Raw genomic sequence first — 6,622 nt, forward strand, 5'->3', positions numbered from 1 at the left:
AAAAAATAAAGTAAGCTTTATTTAATACATCACGATTGGCTATGTATTGAATCATGCAATGGTTGGGCGACGAAGACGAATCCTGACCTATGATTGATTAAGACCACATTGACAGGGAGAGTAACGGTGAGCGACGTGGAAAAGTTGGATTTAAATCTATTGAGCGTGTTCTTAGAAGTGTATCGATTAAAGTCGATCACGCTTGCATCAGAATCGCTTGGTATGACTCAGCCTGGGGTTAGTGGGGCATTGAAGCGATTGCAATCTCAGCTTGATACCGACCTGTTTATTCGTGAAGGGCGTGGGATTATTCCGACTAACGCTGCGGTGCAATTGGCAGACCGAGTAGAGCCTGCTCTAGAAGGGATAAGCAGCGCAGTAAGCACTTTAAAGACATTTGATAATCAGCAGCATCATGTGTTTCGTATCCTGGTGAATGAGATTGGATTAACCAAGCTTCAACCTCTCGTCGAGCAAGATGAGACGTTGGGCAATATCTCGATTGAATTCAATATGGTGCCGAACAACGAAGAAGAATTATTGCAAGGCTTGAGCATGCAACAAGCTGATTTAGCGATTGATATCCATTACCCGCAAGTTAACGGCTACATGAAGCAGCCGATGATTGAAGATGAGTTGGTGCTGATAGCTCGAAAGGGGCATCCGAGAATCAATGGCTCTGTGACGCAAGAGCAATATTACAACGAAAAGCATGTTACTTTTAGAATGCGTCGAACCCGTTTATACACGGCAGATTATTTTACCAAGTCGCCACTGAAACAGAGAAAAGTGAGTGCCGAGTGTGACTCGCTGATGACCATGTGTGTGCTGGTATCGGGCTCAGATTGTGTCGGCAGTACATCGCGTGATTTTGCCAATCAATTTTCCGAATCCTTCCAGCTTCAAGTCCTTGATCAGCCGTTTGAAATCTTACCTATGCAGCAATACATGATTTGGCATAAAAGAACCGATTTGAACCCTGCTCATCAGTGGCTGAGAAACAAGATTCAGCAATATATGGCTGATTAACGAGCCGCTCTTGCTGCTCGTTTCTGTTTGGCGCTCTCTATCATCTTAGAAGGCGTCATTCCTGTCACCAACATGGTGCCGGTGATAACCAGAATTGAACCAACAATCGTATTGATGCCAATTGCTTCATCTAAGAATAAGTTACCCCATAGAATACCAAATACCGGAATGATGAAGGTCACGGACAGGGCTGAAGGTGCGCCGAGTTCAGAGACGAGATTGAAGTAAAGTAGATACGCTAACCCAGTACATACCGCGCCTAATAAGACAACCGATGTAGTGATCGTAACGTCGGGTGTTTCTCTTATCGGAATAAAGAATACAAACGGCAAAACCAGCAATACCGCAGTCCACATGCTGCCATGAGCATTGTTGAATGCCTCAACTTTAGGGGCTTGTTTGGTATAGTTTGACGCTATTCCGTAGCTAAAGGCCGCCATCACTGCTGCAAAGATAGGAAGCATAGCCTCACGGCCAATGTTCATCGCATCCCAACCGACTAACACGCCAACTCCTGTTACCCCAATCCCAAGTCCCAATAGAACTTTCGCCTCGAGTGCTGTTTTGGTCCATATTGCACCAATGATTGCCGCCCATATTGGCGCGGTAGAGTTCAAGATGGCGAGTGTCGAGGCGTTAAGTGTCTGCGCGGCATAAGCGAAAAGCAAAAAAGGAAGTGTGGTGTTAAACAGGCCGAGAATGAAGAAGTGTTTTGCGTGATCATGAAAAGAGAGCTTCTTTTTTAAATAGAAAGAAACTAAAAGCAGAGTAAGTGCTGCAAACAGAACTCGCGCTTCAATTAAGACTGCGGGCCCTAATGGATTGGCGGCCATTCTCATGAAAAGAAACGAGCCTCCCCATATAGCCGCAAGTAGTATCAGTTTTAAAAAGCTCACAGTTTGAATCTCAGATTGTGTAAAACCTGACTATGGAGGAAAGATAACTATTACACAAACATAGATGCCAATACTGTGCAGTTATGGACATAAAATCGAGCCCGTTAATCAGGAACAATTTCGATGAATTTCGTTCTGTTTATTGTTCCTTATTTGATGAGTAATCTAGCGTTAGACATCAAACTTAGGCAAACAAAATGAAGATTGAACACATCGTAATTTGGACCAAACAACTCGAAGTACTGAAGCGATTTTATGAAGATTATTTCGGCGCGACATTGAACTCAAAATATCACAACCCAACTAAAGGGTTTTCTTCATACTTCCTCTCGTTTGATACGGGAAGTCGTTTAGAGATTATGGAAATGGACTCTGTCCCTGAATCGAAAGACGACATCTATGACCAGTTCACAGGCTTCATTCACATGGCGATATCATTAGGTTCGGAACAGGCGGTCGATCAACTGACTCAACACTTGGTCGAAGACGGCTATGAGCGCTTAGATGGCCCAAGAAGAACAGGCGATGGCTATTATGAGAGATGTGTACTCGATCCGGATGGTAATCGTTTGGAACTTACCGTTTAATGTAGAGACTTAATTGAGTTACTCATCTACTAACGGAACTGAGGTATGACAATGATGAAGCTTGCTGTGACTTTCCTTTTTAGTCTTGGGCTTATGGGATGTGCTACCTCAGAACCGGTGTATGAGCAGGAGGCGGACTCAAAGCCTTAACCATCACAACCCATAGGTTACCTCGGTTTTAAAGCTCACCAAGAGTGGGCGATTCAATTCAATGATTGCACGGTCTACGATTTAATCGGTGCACAACCTTACCAGTGGTTTGATCGCACTTCAGCCTCTGTGAGCTGTTATACGTTTAAGCCAAACGATGCCATCGAGCCTTTATCTGTCTATGCCGACGCAAACTTCGACAGCAATAAGCTAGCCCCGATTAACCTATTTCAAGAGCTGCAGGTATCAGAGTCTGGCTGGGGCAAGCTTCCTGCCGTCTATGAGACCAACGGTACCAATTGGCTGAAAGTCAAAGAGGGTTGGATTCACCTCACTTTAGCCGATCAGACACTCGTCCAGTTCTACCCGGGAACTCAAGACCTATCCGGCAAATCTCAGCATGATCAGTATTTTGAGCAGCATTGATCGTAATGCTGACTGTTGATTAGTCTGTAGTTCGATCAAAAAAGATCTTTTAACTATTGCTGAAACCGGTTTCAACCTGTATCTTTTCTTTTATTGAAATCGGTTTCAGAGTTGCAATGAGCTCTCTAATCCTGATCTTTTTCACGAATAACTTGTAGCGAGTAATGGTATGAACAACGAATTTCCGAACGATTTTTTATGGGGCGGTGCAGTAGCAGCGCATCAACTAGAAGGCGGCTGGGATGCGAATGGTAAAGGTGTCAGTGTTGTTGATGTATTAACAGCGGGCGCTCATGGTGTACAACGTCGAATCACCGATGGCGTGATTGATGGCGAAAACTATCCTAACCAAGTCGCAGTGGATTTCTACCATCGCTACAAAGAAGACATTAAGTTATTCGCTGAGATGGGCTTTAAGTGTTTCCGTACCAGTATCGCGTGGACGCGTATCTTCCCAAATGGCGATGAAGCTGAACCGTGTGAAGCGGGTTTAGCGTTTTACGATGATCTGTTTGACGAGCTGTTGAAATACGACATTCAGCCTGTGGTAACACTGAGCCACTTTGAAATGCCTTACCATCTAGCTAAGGAATATGGCGGCTGGATGAACCGCAAAGTGATCGACTTCTTCGTTAAGTATTCAACTGCAGTGATGGAACGATACCAACACAAAGTGAAATACTGGATGACGTTTAACGAGATCAACAACCAGATGAACACCTCGGCAGATATTTTCGGTTGGTTATGCTCAGGCGTGAAGTTTCCACAATGCGAAAAGCCGCAAGAGGCGATGTATCAAGCGGTTCACCATCAGTTTGTTGCAAGTGCTTTGGTGGTTAAGAAAGGTCACGAGATCAATCCAGATCTTCAAATCGGCGCAATGTGTGCGATGGTGCCTTTCTATCCTCGTTCTTCTAAACCGGAAGACATTATGGTGGCACAACAAGCGATGCGTGACCGTTACTTCTTCTCAGATGTGATGGTTCGCGGTCATTACCCAAATTACGCTACGCGTGACTGGGCAATCAAAGGCTTCAACATTGAGATGCAGCCTGAAGATGAGCAGATCCTAAAAGAAGGTAAGGCTGATTACTTAGGCTTTAGCTACTACATGTCGAATACCTTGGATTCTTCTTCTCACCAATCTACAGAAGAAGCGATGGACGGCGGTCATGAAAATTCGGTCGATAACCCGTTTATCCAGTCTAGCGATTGGGGCTGGCCAATTGACCCAACCGGTTTGCGTTTCTGTTTAGCGTCTCTGTATGAACGTTATGAAGTGCCATTGTTCATCGTTGAGAACGGTTTTGGCGCTGTTGATACCATTGAAGAAGATGGCAGCATTAATGACGACTACCGTATCGCTTACCTTGGCGACCACATCAAAGAGATGAAAAAAGCCGTTGCGATTGATGGTGTTGATTTGATGGGTTACACCCCTTGGGGCTGTATCGACTTAGTTTCGTTCACCACGGGCGAGATGAAAAAACGCTACGGATTCATTTACGTAGATAAGCACAACGATCAATCTGGCTCACTAGAACGCAAGCGCAAGAAGTCTTTCGAGTGGTATAAAGGTGTGATTGCATCTAACGGTGCCACTATTTAGAATGCATTCCCCAGCGCAGTTATGTGAACTGTGAGCTGTCATTTTGCAATGAATTAGTCGGCCTATGTCGGCTAATTTTTTATAAAGGAAAAGAAGCGAATGGTAACCATGCTTGATGTCGCAAACCGCGCAGGCGTATCTAAATCGACCGTTTCTCGTGTCTTAAATGGCAAGAACATCGTGCGCCCAGATGTGGTGAAAAAGGTATTTGATGCGATTCAAGAAACAGGTTATCGACCGAACTTGTTGGCTCAGCAATTGGCGACCAAGAAGACCAACTTCATCGGCTTTGTTATCACCAATGAGTTGTTCAATGGCCCTTACTTCTCTTCCTTGATGTATCACGCGGCTTCTTATAGCGAAAAGTCGAATCACCAACTGGTGATCACCGATGGCAAACACAGCGCTGAAGACGAAATAAAGGCGATCAACTTCCTGCTGGATATGAAGTGCGCGGGCATCATCCTCTATCCGCAATGCTTAACCGAATGTGAGATTGCAAAGATCATCGACAGCACCGACACTCCGATTCTGGTACTCAACCGTGAAATGCCGTCGAAGCCCAATCATGCTATTACCACCGACCATTATCAGAGTGCTTGTTTGATGGTTGAACACATCATCGAGCAAGGCCATACAGACATTGCAGTGATTCGTGGTAAAGCCGGTTCTTCGACCGATGAGCTGCGTTACCAAGCCTATCAAGATGTGTTAACTAAACATGGTGTTGCATTGGATGAGTCCAACGTTGTTCAAGGTGATTGGACGATGGAGAGCGGTTATCACGCGGCTCAGGCTTTGGCAAAAAGCAGAACCACATTCACTGCTATCTTGTCTGAAAACGATGATATGGCGATTGGTGCGATTAAGGCGTTAACCGAACTTGGGTACTCATTGCCTCAAGATGTTTCGATCGTCGGCTTTGATAACAGCAAAGTGGGGGCGTTTTTAACGCCAAGCTTAACGTCTGTGAGTGTGCCATTAGAGCAAATGACGCAAAAGGCGATCCTGCAAATTGTCGGTGAAACAGAGCAAGCGACCACCATCAATACCACTGGTAGTTTGGTGTTACGTGATTCGATAGCGAAGCTAAATTAGCACTGTTCGAATTTCATATTTTACCTACAAAAAGTGACGAGCTGCGCATCTCTTAAACCAAGCTCAAACACTCCTTATTCACTGTTATTTAGATGTGCGATATTGCGTTTTTGGTCGATGAATTGACCACCATTAGTTAAGTAATGTGAAGCTAGATAAGTAATATGAAAATAGCTAATTGATGTGAGAACAGGTAAGTAACGTGAAAACAGAAAAACAAAAAATGCTAGCAGGTGAACCTTATCAGGCTTGGGATAAAGAGCTTTATGCAGCTCGTATCGAATGTCGCAAGGTGCTTCAAAAACTCAATAACAGTATTCCTGGCACATCTGAATGGGAAGCAGCAACGCAAGAGCTCATTCCGGACTGTGAAAATGCGCATTTAGAACCTCCATTTCGTTGTGACTACGGCTCGAACATCAAGCTAGGCAAGAACTTCTACGCTAACTTTAACTGCGTGATTTTGGATGTGGCTGAAGTGACCATTGGCGACAATGTGCTGCTTGGTCCGAACGTTCAAATCCTGACCGCAGGTCATCCACTTGATGTGAAAGGCCGAGTTGAAGAGGGTGTTGAGTTTGGCACACCGATTAACGTTGGCGACAATGTTTGGCTTGGCGGTGGTGTAATCATCTGCCCCGGTGTCACTATTGGCGAAAACAGCGTGATTGGCGCAGGCAGTGTGGTAACTAAAGACATCCCAGCCAATGTGGTTGCAGTCGGTAACCCATGTAAAGTGCTGAAAGCGATCGATAACGGACAATAATCAGATTTAAATGACGAAGCCCGAACCTAGGTTCGGGCTTTGTTTTTGTGCGCCGAGCATG

General features: G+C 44.9%; 6 protein-coding genes and 1 pseudogene. 6 read left to right on the forward strand and 1 reads right to left on the reverse strand.

Annotated elements, in window-relative coordinates:
• Positions 1-126: 126 nt before the first annotated feature.
• Positions 127-1,029, forward strand: a complete 903-nt coding sequence (locus AB4517_RS22340; RefSeq protein WP_017059462.1) for a LysR family transcriptional regulator — start codon at positions 127-129, stop codon at positions 1,027-1,029.
• Here the strand turns inward: AB4517_RS22340 and AB4517_RS22345 are convergent.
• Positions 1,026-1,925, reverse strand: coding sequence for a DMT family transporter (locus tag AB4517_RS22345; protein ID WP_372057873.1), 900 nt, complete (start codon positions 1,923-1,925; stop codon positions 1,026-1,028). The genes AB4517_RS22340 and AB4517_RS22345 overlap by 4 nt on opposite strands.
• Before the next feature lie 197 nt (positions 1,926-2,122).
• Here AB4517_RS22345 and AB4517_RS22350 point away from each other — a divergent pair, with 197 nt between their 5' ends.
• The 5 genes and pseudogenes from AB4517_RS22350 to AB4517_RS22370 all read left to right on the forward strand — a co-directional run bounded on the left by AB4517_RS22350 (position 2,123) and on the right by AB4517_RS22370 (position 6,561).
• Positions 2,123-2,512 (forward strand): VOC family protein, encoded by a 390-nt coding sequence (locus AB4517_RS22350; protein ID WP_372150041.1) that lies wholly within the window; start codon positions 2,123-2,125, stop codon positions 2,510-2,512.
• 51 nt (positions 2,513-2,563) lie between these two features.
• A pseudogene (locus AB4517_RS22355) lies at positions 2,564-3,088 on the forward strand (hypothetical protein).
• 169 nt (positions 3,089-3,257) lie between these two features.
• Positions 3,258-4,697 (forward strand): 6-phospho-beta-glucosidase, encoded by a 1,440-nt coding sequence (locus AB4517_RS22360; RefSeq protein WP_372150044.1) that lies wholly within the window; start codon positions 3,258-3,260, stop codon positions 4,695-4,697.
• 99 nt (positions 4,698-4,796) lie between these two features.
• On the forward strand, positions 4,797-5,795 hold the full coding sequence (locus AB4517_RS22365; protein WP_017059467.1) for a LacI family DNA-binding transcriptional regulator: 999 nt from the start codon (positions 4,797-4,799) through the stop codon (positions 5,793-5,795).
• Between the two features lie 202 nt (positions 5,796-5,997).
• Complete coding sequence (locus AB4517_RS22370) at positions 5,998-6,561, forward strand: sugar O-acetyltransferase (protein ID WP_372150047.1); 564 nt, start codon at positions 5,998-6,000, stop codon at positions 6,559-6,561.
• The last annotated feature ends 61 nt before the right edge of the window (positions 6,562-6,622 follow it).

It is taken from the genome of Vibrio sp. 10N.222.52.C3 (assembly GCF_041474195.1).
Taxonomy (GTDB): Bacteria; Pseudomonadota; Gammaproteobacteria; order Enterobacterales; family Vibrionaceae; genus Vibrio; species Vibrio crassostreae_C.